The organism is Butyrivibrio sp. Su6 (assembly GCF_900108105.1).
Taxonomy (GTDB): Bacteria; Bacillota; Clostridia; order Lachnospirales; family Lachnospiraceae; genus Butyrivibrio.
Genome location: NZ_FNUR01000007.1, coordinates 152900 through 168633, shown reverse-complemented (window position 1 = coordinate 168633; position 15734 = coordinate 152900). Strand labels below are relative to the sequence as shown.

General features: G+C 40.6%; 13 protein-coding genes. All 13 read left to right on the top strand.

Features of this window, described 5'->3' with window-relative positions:
* Nucleotides 1–86: 86 nt before the first annotated feature.
* Nucleotides 87–1052, top strand: a complete 966-nt coding sequence (locus tag C4S54_RS09580) for a polysaccharide deacetylase family protein (RefSeq protein ID WP_160110742.1) — start codon at nucleotides 87–89, stop codon at nucleotides 1050–1052.
* Between the two features lie 32 nt (nucleotides 1053–1084).
* Nucleotides 1085–2038, top strand: a complete 954-nt coding sequence (locus tag C4S54_RS09575) for a polymer-forming cytoskeletal protein (RefSeq protein ID WP_103869326.1) — start codon at nucleotides 1085–1087, stop codon at nucleotides 2036–2038.
* A gap of 23 nt (nucleotides 2039–2061) precedes the next feature.
* Nucleotides 2062–2757, top strand: coding sequence for a UMP kinase (pyrH, locus tag C4S54_RS09570; RefSeq protein ID WP_022775554.1), 696 nt, complete (start codon nucleotides 2062–2064; stop codon nucleotides 2755–2757).
* Between the two features lie 25 nt (nucleotides 2758–2782).
* Nucleotides 2783–3334: a ribosome recycling factor gene (gene frr, locus C4S54_RS09565; RefSeq protein ID WP_022775553.1), complete on the top strand. Its 552-nt coding sequence runs from the start codon at nucleotides 2783–2785 to the stop codon at nucleotides 3332–3334.
* A gap of 4 nt (nucleotides 3335–3338) precedes the next feature.
* On the top strand, nucleotides 3339–4055 hold the full coding sequence (locus tag C4S54_RS09560) for an isoprenyl transferase (RefSeq protein WP_103869325.1): 717 nt from the start codon (nucleotides 3339–3341) through the stop codon (nucleotides 4053–4055).
* 22 nt (nucleotides 4056–4077) lie between these two features.
* Nucleotides 4078–4899 (top strand): phosphatidate cytidylyltransferase, encoded by an 822-nt coding sequence (locus C4S54_RS09555; protein ID WP_022775550.1) that lies wholly within the window; start codon nucleotides 4078–4080, stop codon nucleotides 4897–4899.
* A 97-nt stretch (nucleotides 4900–4996) separates the two neighbouring features.
* Complete coding sequence (locus C4S54_RS09550) at nucleotides 4997–6148, top strand: 1-deoxy-D-xylulose-5-phosphate reductoisomerase (RefSeq protein ID WP_103869324.1); 1152 nt, start codon at nucleotides 4997–4999, stop codon at nucleotides 6146–6148.
* On the top strand, nucleotides 6145–7197 hold the full coding sequence (gene rseP / locus C4S54_RS09545; protein ID WP_103869323.1) for an RIP metalloprotease RseP: 1053 nt from the start codon (nucleotides 6145–6147) through the stop codon (nucleotides 7195–7197). Before C4S54_RS09550 ends, rseP begins: the two co-directional genes overlap by 4 nt.
* A 69-nt stretch (nucleotides 7198–7266) precedes the next feature.
* Nucleotides 7267–8340 carry a flavodoxin-dependent (E)-4-hydroxy-3-methylbut-2-enyl-diphosphate synthase gene (gene ispG / locus C4S54_RS09540; RefSeq protein ID WP_278308914.1) on the top strand — a complete coding sequence of 358 codons (1074 nt, stop codon included), beginning with the start codon at nucleotides 7267–7269 and terminating at the stop codon, nucleotides 8338–8340.
* A gap of 61 nt (nucleotides 8341–8401) precedes the next feature.
* Nucleotides 8402–12946 (top strand): PolC-type DNA polymerase III, encoded by a 4545-nt coding sequence (locus C4S54_RS09535; protein ID WP_103869321.1) that lies wholly within the window; start codon nucleotides 8402–8404, stop codon nucleotides 12944–12946.
* Between the two features lie 82 nt (nucleotides 12947–13028).
* Nucleotides 13029–13700, top strand: a complete 672-nt coding sequence (locus C4S54_RS09530) for a phosphatase PAP2 family protein (RefSeq protein WP_160110741.1) — start codon at nucleotides 13029–13031, stop codon at nucleotides 13698–13700.
* Between the two features lie 157 nt (nucleotides 13701–13857).
* On the top strand, nucleotides 13858–14568 hold the full coding sequence (locus C4S54_RS09525; protein WP_103869319.1) for an EAL domain-containing protein: 711 nt from the start codon (nucleotides 13858–13860) through the stop codon (nucleotides 14566–14568).
* Between the two features lie 81 nt (nucleotides 14569–14649).
* Nucleotides 14650–15612: a D-2-hydroxyacid dehydrogenase gene (locus C4S54_RS09520; protein WP_103869318.1), complete on the top strand. Its 963-nt coding sequence runs from the start codon at nucleotides 14650–14652 to the stop codon at nucleotides 15610–15612.
* Nucleotides 15613–15734 lie beyond the last annotated feature (122 nt).

The window sequence follows — 15734 nt, the reverse complement described above, 5'->3', positions numbered from 1 at the left end:
GCCTAAAAACATCTTTTTGACTTTCAGATTCTATGCTATACTATACGTTGATTATATATAATTACAGAAAGAGATTTTTATTTGTAATGGGTTTAGACAAACCTAAAAAGGTATATAGTAAAAGAATACGTAATTTACGGCGAATGATACTTATCACTGTCGCTGCTGCATGTCTTGTGCCTACATGTATCTGTGTGATACTGGCAATCAGATATGACAGGCTTAAATCTGCATATGATCAGAATAAAGTAGACCTTGAGTGGTACAGAGACAGATTTGGCGATGAAATGTCTATTTTGGCAGGGGGGAATGAAACGGTTAATACCTCCGATAAAGTTGTAAGTGACAGCGAGCCTTTGACAGAAGAATTTGAGACGGATTATTCGGATATATATATAAGCGGAGCGCAGAACCCTGAAGATATTGAGGGAACGCGCTATGTGTATCTTACATTTGATGATGGGCCAAGCTCTTCTACGGATGAGATACTTGATATACTTGATCAGTACAATGTCAAGGCTACATTCTTTGTCTGTGGAAAGCCTGACACCAGATACACAGAGCTTTATAAGCGCATTGTTGAAGATGGTCATACTTTGGGAATGCATTCCTATAGTCACAAATACAGTCAGATCTATGCTTCTCTGGATTCTTTTAAAGAGGATTTTGAACAGCTTCGAGTCTTTTTGTATCAGACCACAGGCGTCTGGCCTGAGTTTTACAGGTTTCCGGGAGGAAGCTCTAACGGAGTCAGCAAGGTTGATATGAGTGAACTGACAGCTTACCTTGATGAGCAAAAGGTTACTTTTTTTGACTGGAATGTATCAGCCGGTGATGATAAGTCCGGAGCCACTAAGGATACTGTTTACGCCAACATAGTGAACAATATTCCTAAGTTTAAGCACTGCGTGGTTCTTATGCATGACGCAGCCGATAAAAAGCATACAGTTGAAGCTTTGCCTGAGATAATAGAAGCTGTACAGGCAATGGATGACACAGTGATAGTACCGATAACAGAGGATACGTTACCGGTTCAACATATCAAAAAATAATAATAGAAAAAGTGCGAATGGAGGATATCAGGATGGGATTTTTTTCTGAGCTTAAGAGCGATCTTTCTCAGGCAGTGAACACACTGATGCCGGAAGATAAGCTTGATGAGACAGCGGGTCTTGATAATGAAAATGGGGCAGAGGAATCAGCCAAGAAGGGGGCTGACCGCGAGAAGGTAGATATCGGAAGTATGCTCGACCGTATCGATGATATCAAACTTGATGAGGCACCTGAAAAGGAAGAGGTTAAAGAGGAAATCTCAGAGCCTGTTCTTGAAGAAGAGGCTGTAATAGAACCTGTTCAGGAAGAAACTACAGAAGAGCTTTCTGTAAGCGAGGAAGTGGAAGCTCTCGAAGAAAAGATCGAGGAGCAGACAGCAGCTGAAGTAAAAGAAGAAGCTCCTGTAAGTGCTATTGAAATGGTAGCGGCAGCAAATGCAAATGAGTATATTGCAGAGACAACAGTTTCTGAAAATAATACAAACAATGGGGGGAATGAAATGATGGACTTTGAACAGCAGACACCAACAGATGAAACAGCAAGCATTACTGAGGGTATGGTCATAACAGGTGACTTGCAGACAACAGGATCTCTTGATCTTATCGGTAAGGTTACAGGTAATATCAAGTGCCTTGGCAAACTTAATGTTACAGGTGAGATCGTAGGTGATTCAGACGCAGCAGAGATTTATGCTGAGTCAGCAAGAATTACAGGTGAAGTTAAGAGTAAGGGCAGTGTAAAGGTTGGCCAGAGCACAGTTATCGTTGGAAACATCTTCGGATCAAGCGCTGTTATCGCAGGTGCTGTAAAGGGCGATATCGATGTACATGGTCCTGTAGTTTTAGATACAACAGCAATTGTTATGGGTAACATCAAGTCTCAGTCAGTACAGATCAACAACGGTGCAGTTATCGAAGGTATGTGCTCACAGGCTTATGCAGATGTTAATCCTTCAGAGTTCTTTGAGGGACTTAAAAACAGATAATCAAATATTAAAATGGAGAAATTATGAGAATACTATTAAAGCTCAGCGGTGAAGCACTTGCTGGGGACAAAAAGACCGGTTTTGATGAAGCTACAGTAAGAAAGGTGGCACTTCAGGTTAAGGAACTTGCTGATAAAGGCGTAGAAGTTGGTATCGTTATTGGTGGTGGCAATTTCTGGAGAGGCAGAAGCAGTGAAAGCATTGACAGAGTCAAGGCTGACCAGATTGGAATGCTTGCCACAATAATGAACTGCATCTATGTTTCTGAGATATTCAGAAGCGAAGGAATGATGACAAATATTCTTACACCTTTTGAGTGTGGTTCATTTACAAAGCTCTTCTCAAAAGACAGAGCAAACAAGTACTTCGCAAAAGGTATGGTTGTATTTTTTGCAGGAGGAACCGGACATCCATATTTCTCAACTGATACAGGCGTGGTACTGCGTGCTATCGAAGTTGAAGCGGATTATATCCTTCTTGCCAAGGCAATTGACGGTGTTTATGACAGCGATCCGGCCAAGAACCCTGATGCAAAGAGATATGATACAGTTACTATCGATGAGGTTATTGCCAAGAACCTTCAGGTTGTCGATATGACTGCTTCAATTCTTGCAAGAGACAACAAGGTTGCTATGAGAGTGTTTGCTCTTCAGGAAGAAAACAGCATTGTTAAGGCTGCTGATGGCAATTTCAATGGAACAACAGTTACTGTTGACTGATATCACATTTTAAGGAGATTAAGGTATGAATGAAAAGTTAAAAGAGTATAATGACAAAATGCAGAAGTCATTTGACTTTTTGAAAGAGGATCTTGCATCTATCCGTGCAGGAAGAGCTAATCCACATGTTCTTGATAAGATCAAGGTTGATTACTACGGAACACCTACACCTATTAACCAGGTAGGTAACATCTCAGTTCCTGAGGCAAGAATTATCCAGATTGCACCTTGGGACAAGGCTCTTATCAAGGATATCGAGAAGGCACTTATGACATCAGATCTTGGAATTACTCCAAGTAACGATGGTGCTATTATCCGTCTTGTATTTCCTGAGCTTACTGAAGAGAGAAGAAAACAGCTTGCAAAGGATATCAAGAAAAAAGGTGAAGATGCCAAGGTTGCTGTTCGTAATGTAAGACGTGACGGTAATGATGCGCTTAAGAAACTTAAGGGCTCAGAAGTATCAGAAGATGAGATCAATGATCTTAACGACGAGCTTCAGAAGATCACTGATAAATTTATCAAGGATATCGATGGAGCAGTTGAAGAAAAGAATAAAGAGATCATGACGGTATAAGGTTATGGAAGAAGAAAAGAAGATTCCCGCCCATGTGGCTATAATCCTCGATGGAAACGGAAGATGGGCCAAGGCAAAGGGTATGCCCAGAAATTATGGGCATATGCAGGGTGCAAAAGCTGTTGAAGATATTCTGGTTGTTGCCAGAGATATGGGCATAAAATACCTGACTGTATACGCGTTTTCAACAGAGAACTGGAGTCGCCCTGAGGCGGAGGTTTCTGCCCTCATGACGATCCTGCGCAATTACCTGAAGACAAGTATTAAAAAATCAATGAAGAATAATGTTCGCTGTCGTGTAATCGGTGAGCGACAGGCTCTTTCTGAGGATATACAGAAAGCCATTCAGGAGCTTGAAGAGGCAACAGCAGAAAATACAGGTCTTACATTTACTATTGCCATCAACTATGGCAGCAGGGATGAGATAAGACGAGCTGTTAAGAAGATAGCTCAGAAAGTTAAGGATGGCGAAGTAAATCCTGAGGAAATTACAGAGGATATGATAGGAGCAAACCTTGATACCAATTTCCTCCCAGATCCTGATCTTATGATAAGAACCTGCAACGAACAGAGGATATCCAATTTCCTGCTTTGGCAGTGTGCTTACACAGAGTTTTATTATACTCCTGTGGCTTGGCCTGATTTTGATAAGACACAGCTTGAACTTGCTGTTGAATCATATGGCATGCGCAATCGTAAGTTTGGCGGACTCAAAAACTGATCAATATAGGCTGGTGTAAAAATTGAAAACAAGGGTTTTAAGTGGTGTTGTTATTGGATTAGTACTTGCCGGAGTGCTTATTCCCGGTGGAATCATTTTGGCAGCGGTACTGTTTGCGGTTTCTCTTATCAGCTATTTTGAGCTTACAAGGGCAACCGGAGTGCATCAGGAAGATGGCAAATTCAGTATTTTGGAGATCTGTGGATATATTGCGATAGTAGTTCATTATATCCAGATGCTTTTGATAGGAACTCATAAATACTACATTTTTTCAATCATGTTTGCCTTCTTTTTACTAATGGTCTGCTATGTTGTGAACTTTCCAAAGTTCAAGTCCATGCAGGCTATGGCGGCTTTCTTTTGCTTTGTGTATGCTCCGGTGAACATGTCTTTTGTATATTTGCTTAGACTTCGCCCATATGGAAAGTATCTGGCGTGGATTCCTTTTATCGCCTGGGTGTGCGACACCTGTGCATACTTTGCAGGAAGAGCATTTGGCAAACATAAGATGGCACCGATTCTTTCTCCCAAGAAGACCATTGAGGGAGCTATAGGAGGGATACTGGGATCAGTTGCGGTAGGAGCTGTTTTCGGATACCTTTTATACAGAAATGAAGTCCACAATGTGAATGTGATCTATATGCTTATGCTGATCACATTTATTGGAAGCATAATTGCTCAGCTTGGCGATTTGCTTGCTTCCGGAATAAAAAGAGATCATGATATTAAAGATTATGGCAATCTGATCCCTGGACACGGCGGAATAATGGACCGCTTTGACAGCGTAATCTTTGTGATACCATGTATTTATTTTTTGGCAGTAGTTATGATTTCACATTTTTAATCAATATTCGTATAATAAGCGCTGTATTAGTGAAATATTCTAATACGGCGTATATATTTTTATAAATGTAAATTGCTTCGTTATTTGAGGAGAAAAAATGAGAAAGATAGTTTTACTTGGAAGTACAGGTTCCATTGGAACACAGACTTTGGATGTTGTAAGAAATAACAGCAAAGAACTGGAAGTAGTCGGTCTTGCTGCAAACACCAGAGTCGAGATGGTGGAAAAACAGGTCAGAGAGTTTAAACCAAAATATGTTTGCATGTTTGATGAAAACGCTGCAAAAGATCTGAAACAGAGACTTTCTGACATTGACATAGAAGTATACAGCGGTATGGAAGGATTACTTGAAATCGTATCCGTACCTGAGGCTGATACTGTTCTTACTGCCGTAGTAGGAATGATTGGAATAAGACCAACAATAAAAGCTATAGAGAGCGGAAAAGATATTGCTCTTGCCAACAAAGAGACCCTTGTTTGCGCAGGACATATCATAATGCCACTTGCTGCAAAGATGGGAGTAAAGATTCTTCCTGTAGATAGTGAGCATAGCGCTATTTTCCAGTCACTTAACGGAGAGCCAAAGGATAAAGTTGAGAAAATTCTTTTGACAGCCAGTGGCGGTCCTTTTAGAGGAAAGAAAAAGGCTGAACTTGAGAATATGACTGCTGCAGATGCTTTAAAGCATCCTAACTGGGATATGGGGCCAAAGGTAACCATTGATTCTTCTTCACTTGTTAATAAGGGACTTGAGGTCATGGAGGCCAGATGGCTTTTTGATGTGAGCCTTGATAATATACAGGTGCTTGTTCATCCACAGAGTATTGTTCACAGTGCTGTTCAGTACGTAGATGGAGCTGTCATTGCTCAGCTTGGTGTGCCTGATATGAAACTTCCTATTCAGTATGCTCTTTTTTACCCGGACAGAAGGCCTATGGCTGAAAAGAGACTTGATCTGTTTGAACTTGGAAGCCTGACTTTTGAGAAACCTGACATAGAAACATTCAGGGGACTTAAGCTTGCTTTTGATGCTGCGTATGAAGGTGGAAGTATGCCAACAGTATTTAACGCAGCCAATGAAATGGCGGTTCGCAGATTCTTAAAGGGTGATATACGATACCTTGAGATATATGACATGATCGAAGAGGCAATGGAGCATCATAAAAGGGTTGATAATCCTGATGTTGATGCGATTCTTTTGGCAGAAAAAGAGACCTATGAGTTTCTTGGAGGAAAATATAACATATGATAATCAGCATTATTATATTCTTTATAATCTTCGGAATACTTGTTACATCTCATGAATTTGGTCATTTTATAATAGCCAAGGCAGGTGGAATCAGAGTTAATGAGTTTTTTGTTGGAATGGGACCTACTCTGTGGAAAAAGCAAAAGGGTGAGACTCTTTACAGCATAAAGCTATTACCTATTGGTGGCGCCTGTGTATTTGATGGGATGGATCCCGTTGCAGAAGAAAATGAGACCTATGATGAGCATTCTTTTTTAAACGCACCGGTTTGGCGCAGGATAGCAACTCTTTTTGCCGGACCTTTTGCAAACTTTATCATAGCTTATTTGCTTGCAGTAATTCTTGTAAGCTTTTCAGCCTGGAATTTTCCTGTTATAAATCAGTTGACTGAGGATTCTGCTGCAGCTGAGGCTGGACTTCAGGCCGGAGATAAGATCATAAGTGTCGATGGCGAAAAGGTATATATGGCAGGAGAAGTTACGCTTATCTCTCAGTTTGCTGAAGGCTCTCCCATGGATATTGTCTATGAGAGAGATGGCGAAAGACATGAGACTACTCTTGTTCCTAAGTACAGTGAAGAAGCCGGCAGATACTATATGGGTGTTTATCTTGGAGAATATGGAGAGATAAAGGGCGCTGCGGCTTTAAAATATGCCTGGTATGAGGTGCGTTATTATTTCAAGACCACATACAGGAGCCTTGCTCTTTTGATAAAAGGCAGGCTTTCAGCAGACGATGTGTCAGGACCTGTTGGAATGGTCAAGATTGTTGATGATGCCTATGAGGAGGTTAAGCCTTTTGGAATATCAGCGGTAATCCTTACTATGATGTCATTGACAGTTCTTTTGTCAGTCAATCTTGGAGTTATGAACCTTTTGCCACTCCCTGCTCTTGATGGTGGAAGACTTGTGTTCCAGTTTATTGAGGTTATCTTTGGAAAACCTGTGCCTCCAGAAAAAGAAGGTTTTGTGCACATGATCGGTATGGTTGCACTTTTGGGATTAATGGTATTCGTGCTCTTTAATGATATTACAAAGTTTACAAGGTAATCCGTCAAGCGGCATACGATTTGCATGTTTATATGCAAGATCGTACTGACATTTGAAGATAAAGAAAGGATGAAATGTATGGCATATAGAGATAATACAAAGGTTGTACATATAGGAGACAGGGTAATCGGTGGAGGAAACCCAATCCTTATTCAGTCCATGACCAATACAAGGACTGAAGATGTAGAGGGAACGGTTGCTCAGATAAAAAGACTTGAAGAAGCAGGCTGTGATATTATCAGATGCACAGTTCCCAATATCGAGGCAGCTAAGGCTCTTGGAGAGATAAAAAAGCAGATACACATACCGCTTGTTGCAGATATACATTTTGATTACAAGATGGCTATAGCGGCCATGGAAAATGGTGCTGACAAGATCAGAATTAATCCGGGAAACATCGGATCAAAGGACAGGATTGCAGCTGTTGTCTCCTGCGCAAAAGAGAGAAATATTCCTATTCGTGTAGGTGTTAACAGCGGATCTCTTGAGAAGAATCTCGTTGAGAAGTACCATGGTGTAACTGCTGAAGGACTTGTAGAAAGCGCCATTGACAAGGTTGGTATCATTGAAGACCTTGGGTACGATAACATGGTAGTCAGCATCAAGTCATCTAACGTTATGCTCTGTGTTAAGGCACATGAACTTTTAGCAAAACAGTGTAAGTATCCTCTTCACGTAGGAATCACAGAGGCTGGAACTGTTTATGGAGGCAATATCAAGTCTTCTGTAGGACTTGGAATTATCTTAAATGAAGGCATTGGAGATACTATCAGGGTTTCTCTTTCAGGCGATCCTGTAGAAGAGATAAAAACAGCCAAAATGATACTCAGAACGCTTGATATCAGAAAGGGCGGAATTGAAGTTGTATCCTGCCCAACCTGTGGAAGAACAAGGATTGATCTTATCGGCCTTGCCAATCAGGTAGAGACAATGGTTCAGAAGTATCCTCTTAACATCAAGGTTGCAGTTATGGGATGCGCAGTAAACGGCCCTGGAGAAGCAAAAGAGGCTGATATAGGAATTGCAGGCGGTGATGGAGAAGGCCTTCTTATTAAGCGCGGCGAGATCATCAAAAAAGTGCCTGAAGATCAGTTGCTTGCTGTTCTTAAGGCGGAACTTGACGCGTGGCCTTCTAATGACTGATAAGCAATATATAGTCTGGTTCTAACGTGTTCTGGCGAGGTAGTTTTATTTAGGAGTTTTAATGGGGAAGAAGTTTTTCGAGGTTTTTCCTGGCCTTAAGCTTGATGACCGCACTCAGGAGATTATGGAACAAACTGAGGTTGTTAAGGTCTCAACCACAAGAAAACAGGATTTTATCAGAATATATATATCCAGTAATGCCCTTATCGACAAGGCAGATATTTACAAGACTGAAACTGGTATAAAAAAGCAGTTATTTAACGGACAGGATCTGACTATCAAAATCTATGAGAAGTTCAGCCTGTCTGCTCAGTATACACCACAGAATCTTTTTGATATCTACAGAGAGAGCATAGAGATGGAGTTAAAAGACTATGACCATATGGAGTATAGTCTTTTTCGTGCTGCCAATTTTGAATACCCGGATGATGGAAATGTGGTTATTCAGCTTGAAAACAGTGTAGTGGGCAAGAAAAAAGCTCCGGATCTTATCAGAGTTTTATCCAAGATCGTGAATGAGAGATGCGGACTGTCTGTGGCTATTTCTCCTGAATTTGTAGATACAGAGAAGGAAACAAAAGAGCCTGATTATACTGATGAATCAGTTAAAATGGCCAAGAAGCTTGAGGACTTTGAGCAGAAGTCTGAAGAAAAGAAAAAGCAGGCTGCCGAGAAGAAAGCAGAAAAGGCTGCTGAAGAAAAAGCTCAGAAAAAAGAGGAACCTCAAAAGAGTGCAGCAGAAGGGGCAAAGGCTGGATTTTCAAAAGGCAAGTGGACTCCAAAGAGAGACTTTGGCGGCAGCTACAAGCGAAGTGACAATCCTGATGTTGTATTCGGCCGGGACTTTGATGATGAAACCATGAAGCTTTCCGACCTTATAGGAGAGCTTGGTGAAGTTACAGTTCACGGTAAGGTTACAGCTTATGATCAGAGAGATATCAGAAATGAAAAGAGTATCATGATCTTTGACATTACTGACTTTACAGATTCTATCACTGTAAAGATGTTTGTAAAAACAGAGGATGTTCCTGATATCACAAAGGATATTAAACCCGGAGCTTTCCTTAAGATCAAGGGTATTGCTGCTGTTGATAAGTTTGACCATGAGCTGTCTCTTCAGTCTATAGTCGGAGTAAAAAAGATCCCTGATTTTACTACAAAGAGAGTAGACAGGGCGGAAGTAAAAAGAGTAGAACTTCATTGCCATACCAAGATGAGTGATATGGATGGCGTTTCTGAAGTTAAGGATATAGTTAAGCAGGCCTACAAATGGGGAATGCCCGGTATTGCAATAACAGACCACGGCGTTGTTCAGGCTCTTACAGATGCCAACCATGTTTGGGAAGACCTCTTTAATGATGAGAAAAAGAGAAGAAAAGAAGCCGGTGAGCCACCTATAGAGAGGCAGGATTTCTTTAAACTGATCCTGGGAGTAGAGGCGTATCTTGTTGACGACCTTAAGGAAATTGTTGTAAATGACAAGGGCCAGCCACTTAGAGATACAACCTTTGTTGTATTCGATATTGAGACCACAGGTTTTTCTCCTATAAAAAATAAGATCATTGAGATCGGTGCCGTAAAGGTAAGAAATGGGGAGATAATTGAGAGATTCTCTGAATTCATAAATCCTCAGGTTCCAATTCCTTATAGAATTGAAAAACTTACAAGTATCACCGATGAAATGGTAATGGATGCTCCAACAAGGGAAGTCATCATTCCTAAGTTTGTGGAGTTTTGTAAGGATGCAGTCTTAGTAGGACATAATGTTGGATTTGATATAAGCTTTATAAATCAGAATTGCCTTGAACTTGGCATTCCTGCGGATTATACAACTGTTGATACTTTATGGCTGTCAAGATATTTCTTCCCACTTCAGGCCAAGCATACACTTGATGCTGTTGCCAAGACTTTGGGAGTTGTGCTTGAGCATCACCACAGAGCTGTTGATGATGCTGAGTGTACTGCGCTTATTTTCAATAAATTCCTTCCTATGTTGGAGGAGCAGAAAGCTGTAACGCTTACTGATGTCAATATTCTCGGTAAGCCAACAAAAGAGATGATAAGGCACCTCCGCCCCAATCATTGCATTATTCTGGCAAAAAATACGTTGGGAAGAGTTAACCTCTATACCCTTGTAAGTGAGTCTCATGTGGATTATTTCAGAAGATTCCCTCTGATACCAAAGAGCGAACTTATGAAGCACAGGGAAGGGCTGATCATAGGAAGTGCATGCTGTGCCGGCGAACTTTATGGAGCAGTTGTAGAGGGAAGACCACCTGAAGAGATAGCAAGAATTGTTGATTTTTATGATTATCTTGAGATCCAGCCTGTGGGTAACAACCATTTCATGGTGGATTCAGAGCGATATGAAGACATCAACAGTGACGACGACATAAGAGAGATCAACAAAGAAATAGTTAAGCTTGGCGAGCAGTTCAACAAACCTGTTGTTGCTACCTGCGACGCCCATTTCTTAAATCCTGAGGATGAGATATACAGAACGATCATCATGGCTGGAAAGGGTATGAATGATGAAGAGCCTGCACCTCTTTTCCTAAGGACTACTGACGAGATGATGGAGGAATTTGATTATCTCGGTGGCGAAAAGGCAAAAGAAATTGTTATAGATAATACCAGGAAGATCCTTGATATGTGCGAGAGCATATCACCGGTAAGACCTGATAAGTGTGCCCCTGTCATTGAAAACAGTGATGAGATCCTCACAAAGATCTGTTATGACAAGGCCCATGAGATATATGGTGAAAATCTTCCTGAAATAGTTCAGGAGCGACTTGAGAGAGAGCTTAACTCAATTATAAAGAACGGTTTCGCGGTTATGTATATCATCGCCCAGAAGCTTGTTTGGAAGTCCAATGAAGATGGTTACCTGGTTGGCTCTCGAGGATCTGTAGGTTCCTCCTTTGTCGCATTTACATCAGGTATCACGGAAGTTAATTCGCTTAGTCCGCACTATGTGTGCCCTAAGTGCAAATACAGTGACTTTGATTCTGAGGAAGTGCTTAAGTATGGCGGTAATTCAGGCTGTGATATGCCTGATAAGAGATGCCCTAAGTGCGGAGCCATGATGAACAAGGATGGATTTGATATTCCTTTCGAGACATTCCTTGGATTTAAGGGTGATAAGGAGCCTGATATTGACCTTAACTTCTCTGGTGAGTATCAGTCTAAAGCTCATAAGTATACTGAAGTTATTTTTGGTTACGGACAGACTTTCAGAGCGGGAACAATAGCTTCTCTTGCGGATAAGACAGCTTATGGTTTTGTAAAAAAATATTACGACGGAATCGGAGCCAGCAAGAGAAAATGTGAGATCAACAGAATCGTTCAGGGCTGTACCGGTATAAGGCGAGGAACAGGTCAGCATCCCGGTGGAATCATAGTTTTGCCTGTGGGTGAAGATATTAACTCTTTCTGTCCTGTGCAGCATCCGGCCAATGATATGACAACAGCGACCATTACGACTCATTATGATTATCACTCTATTGACCACAACCTGCTAAAGCTTGATATTCTCGGACACGATGATCCTACTATGATCAGATTCCTGCAGGATTGTACGGGGCTTGACCCAAAGACGGTGCCACTTGATGACAAAAATGTTATGAGCCTTTTCATGAACACTACGGCTCTTAATATCACTCCTGATCAGATTGGTGGAACAAAGCTTGGATGTCTGGGACTTCCTGAGTTTGGTACAGATTTTGCCATGCAGATGGTTATTGATGCGGGACCTTCATCATTGTCCCACCTTATAAGAATTTCCGGTTTGTCACACGGTACAGACGTTTGGCTTGGTAATGCGCAGACTCTTATCCAGGAAGGCAAAGCGACAATTGATACCTGCATCTGTTGTCGAGATGATATTATGATCTATCTGATCCAGAAGGGACTGGATAAGTCAGAATCCTTCAAGATCATGGAAGCTGTTCGAAAAGGAAAGGTTGCCAAGGGAAAAGAGAGTAACTGGGCTGACTGGAAGAAGGATATGACAGATCACGGTGTTCCTGACTGGTATATCTGGTCCTGCGAAAAGATCAAGTACATGTTCCCTAAGGCTCATGCCGCAGCTTACGTTATGATGGCCTGGAGAATTGCATATTTCAAAGTATATGTTCCGCAGGCTTTCTATGCTGCCTGGTTTAGTATCAGAGCAAAGGCCTTTAACTACGAGCATATGTGCCAGGGTGAAAATCACTTAAGAGCTATCATGCGTGAGTACAACAATAAAAAGGATGAACTCACAAATGCACAGCAGGCTGAGTATGGTGATATGAGACTTGTAGAGGAAATGTATGAGCGTGGAATTGAATTCCTTCCTATAGATATCTTTAAGGTTAAGTCCAGAGACTTCCAGGTTATCGGAGATAAGATCATGCCAGCGCTTACAAGTATCGATGGTATGGGTGAAAAAGCTGCCGATCAGATTGTTGAAGCTGCAAAAGATGGTCCATTCTTATCCAAGGATGACTTTAAGGCAAGAACCAAATGTCCTCAGACTGTACTTGAAAAGATGGCCGACATGGGACTTTTGGGTGATATACCTGATTCCAATCAGATCAGTATTTTTGACCTGATGAAGGGATGATTACAAAACTGTAATTTAAAAGTCATTTCACTGTAATATTAACAGGATATTATAGTGGAAAATGACGAGGAGGAGAAAAATAATGGAAACAAATGACAACATGGAGAAGAAGGGCAATATGTTTGCCAGGATTATGTTTGGGGCATTTCTTGTTCTGATCTTTTTGGTGAAAAGAGTTGATGTAGCAGCTATAGGTCCGGAGGATACTTCTATAGGACTTTCACATATCAACGGCTTTATTCATGAGTTTTTTGGAATCAACATGGTATGGTATAAACTCACAGAACTTTTTGGAGTTCTTGCTATTTTAGTTGTTGCAGTTTTTGCCTGCCTTGGAATGATCCAGCTCATCAAGGGAAAGAGTATAGCTAAGGTTGACAGAGAAATTCTCTGCCTTGGCGGCCTCTATGCTGTTGTTCTTGTCACATATGCTTTTTTTGAAAAAGTCATTGTGAACTACAGACCTATAATTGAAGAAGGTGCTGAGCATGTTGAGGCATCTTTCCCTTCTTCACATACAATGCTTATCGTTACAATATTTGGAACTTTGATGTATGTTCTTCCAAAGTATCTTAAGAACGAAAAAACTGTTAAAGTATGTAAGATTGTATGCCTTGTGATCATAGCGCTGACTGTGATCGGGCGACTTGTTTGCGGTGTTCACTGGTTTACTGATATTCTCGGTGGGTGCCTTATAAGTCTGTGCTATATCAGTTTGTTTTCAGAGGCGCTTGGCAAAATAACTGAACAATAAGTGATTTTAAGAACTTCTCACTAGGGGTGATTGCCCTGAAGTGGGAAGTTTTTTCATTGAAATAAATTGTGCTTGAATTAATTTAAAAAAACTGATATATTTCTAATGTTTTGTTTATTTTGAGTGAAAAGGGTTTTATTTTTAGAAAAGGGTTTTAATGAATAACAAGGAAGTTACGGTTGAGTATCTGCTGGATAATCCACAAGAGATTAAATTTGCGTATCAACCAATTTTTAGGATTTCGGATAATTCGATCTATGGTTATGAGGCACTGATGAGGCCACAGCCTTATACTCCTATTGAGTTTATCAAGGCTGTAGTAGGTATGGACAGGCTCTTTCAGATAGAGGAAATAACAAACTATTATGGAACAAAGCATTTTATGGAGGCGGGGCTTGAAGGTAAGCTTTTCATGAATTCTTTTCCGTCAGTGTGCATGAGGATAGAGCAGACTAAACAGGTTGCAGCGCTTGGCGGCGAAAAAATGATGAATCGCCTGGTATATGAAATGCTTGAGTATACAAAACTCGAAAAATATGCCTGGGAAATGAAGAAAGTTGCCTTTAATATAGAAGGTGCTACTCCATTAGTGGCAATTGACGATTTTGGTACCGGAACTAACATAGATAAAGAGTGTCTTGATTTTTACAGACCTGACCTTGTTAAGATCGATAGGAAATTTGTATCCGGTGTGGATAAAGATTTTAACAAGCAGCATATTGTAAAAGAAATAATAGATGAACTAAGATCCAGAGATATAATTATACTTGCAGAAGGAATTGAGACCAGGGAAGAATACAATTTCTTTAAGAATATGAAGATTGACCTTGCTCAAGGTTATTATTTAGGTGAACCTAAGATTTATTGATCTTAGGTTCTTTTATAAAGTATCTATGTGTCTTTGGAAACAGGATAATAAAAACATTTTTATAGTAGGAGAATAACAGATATGAAAATTGTTGTAGCAGATACGGACAGCGTAGGATCAGATATGGATTACACACTCTTTGATGATCTTGGAGAGTGCACATATTATGATGATAAGATAACTGATGATAATGCGGCAGAAAGACTTGCAGGCGCCAAGGTGCTTATGATCAATAAAAGCGCAATATCAGACAAGATTCTTGATGCGGCTCCGGATCTTGAACTTATCTGTGAGTTTGCTACAGGATTTGACAATGCCAATATTGAAGCCTGCAACAGGCATGGCGTAAAAGTGGCTAACGTGGTTGGTTATTCAACCATGTCAGTGGCACAGCATACTTTTTCACTTCTTTTTTATCTGATGGAGAATTCCAGACACTATGATGAATTTGTTAAGAGTGGAAAATACGCTAACCAGTCTCATTTTTGCTGCCTTGATATTCCGTTTAATGAACTTGATGGAAAAACCTATGGAATAGTAGGAATGGGAAACATCGGCAGAAAGGTTGCTGAGATAGCAACTGCTTTTGGTGCAAAGGTTATTTTTTATTCTGCTTCCGGAAAGAGCACATGTACAGATTATGAGAGAGTTGAGTTTGATGAACTCTTATCCCGTTCAGATGTTATATCTTTGCATTGTCCTCTTACGGACAGAACAAGAAATCTTTTCGATAAAAACGCTTTTGATAAGATGAAGAAAAACGCTATCCTCATAAATGTAGCCAGAGGTGCAGTGGTAAGTGAGCAGGATCTTTACGATGCTCTTACAGAGGGTAAGATCGCTGCAGCTGGTCTTGATGTATTAAATCCTGAACCTATGGCAAAGGATTCTCCACTTCTTAAGATACAGGACAGTGGAAAACTATTTGTAACACCTCACATGGCGTGGGCAAGTACTGAGGCAAGAAAGAGATGCCTTGAAGAGGTGAAGGAGAACGTAGTAGCCTGGCAAAAGGGTCAGATGAGAAACATAGTTAACCCTTAAAGTATATAGTTAACAAATCATCGGTATAACGATTTTTAAATTTTTTTTAAAAAAGTGCTTGCATTTTTATTTGTAATAAGATATTATAAACAAGTCGCCGCGATACGGCGGCGACAAAACAA